Genomic DNA, 1,340 nt, shown 5'->3' on the forward strand with positions numbered 1-1,340 from the left:
AGCCATCAAAACATCCCCTTAAACAAGAATGTATGTTCTTGTCTTATTAAATGGTGAGGAGATTAAGCAATGGGTAAAATTACATGTTTATCTTTAGACCAGGTCGGTATTTGCTGTATTCTTTCCTCTAACGGACTCTAAAATCTAGAATATTTATGTCATTTTTTGAAAAAAAGTGTTTGTATATCGCGGATTATATGGTAATATTTAACTGTTAATGCAAATATTTTAAAAGTTTTGATTTTTTACTCAAAACCAAAGGAGATATGATGTTATGAAAAAAACGTTTCTAGCAGGTATCTTGTCTTTAACAGCTATTATGGGAACTGCCACTACTGGACTGGCTGCTGCCCCCATTGAGGTGCCTAGTTCATCGTCACAAGCTCAATCCTCAGTTGCATCTGTTAAATTACAGGAACAAGTTATTGGAAAAATTACTGTAATGTCTGATTATGTTAAAGTAGGTCAGGATGGCTTGGTACACGTTGATCCTGCCGCTAAAGAGATAGTTGGAAAAGAAGTTTACGAGGTATATGTGAATGGTGCCGCATCTGTTAATAGTGCAATAGAGTTTGGAGACATTAAAGTAAAAGATGGTGAGCTCTCAGTAGATAAAAAAGCTTTATCTACCCCTACTGAAAAGGATTCGAAAGTTACAGCACTTGGATCTTTCGGAAACTACTACTGGTGGGGATATGCATTTACTATGACAGATAGGGATACTAGAGACGTAGCTAACGCTTGGGCACAAGCAGGGACAATTACAGCAGGTGTTACTGCGATTTCTGGGTTGATTCCTTCTCCACCAACAAAACTTGTACAAGCTATCTCATACGCATTGTCAACAGGGATGGTAGCCATTGCAAATGAAATTAACCATAAAAATGAAGGTTATGGGGTTACAATAAACATTCATTATGCTGGATATTTTACAATATCGACAAATCCTAAAGGTACATGGTAAAATATTGATAAAATCAACATACACTACTCCATCAAGGTTATTACAGAGGGGTGTTGACTTATCGTATTTGGTGTATTTAATATAATGCTGTTTATTGTATTGATAGGTGCTGTTGTAACTTTATTACTGTTAAAGTCTGTGTTTTCAAAAAACATAGCCTATATTGTTTTCTCTTTGCTTCTTATTTCAATTTTAGTTTGGCAACAAATATCAATGGAGCATGCAAACAATTTTTTCGTTATTACTTTAATTTTGGTTTTCACTTTTAAAGTAATAGCTGACCAAAGAAAAGAATAGAATTAGCCCAGATTACCACAGAAACAAAAAAGCCCTCTGACGGTTTATATGAACTGCCCCCCGTCAAGTAGACAATGGA

The 1,340-nt window shown here is 35.3% G+C and carries 1 protein-coding gene; it reads left to right on the top strand.

From position 1 onward, the window contains the following. The first annotated feature begins 274 nt into the window (after positions 1 to 274). A complete protein-coding gene (locus tag AYJ08_RS04880; protein ID WP_064016818.1) occupies positions 275 to 964 on the top strand; it encodes a hypothetical protein in 690 nt (229 codons plus the stop codon). The last annotated feature ends 376 nt before the right edge of the window (positions 965 to 1,340 follow it).

Origin of the sequence: Brevibacillus sp. SKDU10, assembly GCF_001645205.1 — a bacterium.
Taxonomy (GTDB): domain Bacteria; phylum Bacillota; class Bacilli; order Brevibacillales; family Brevibacillaceae; genus Brevibacillus_B; species Brevibacillus_B halotolerans.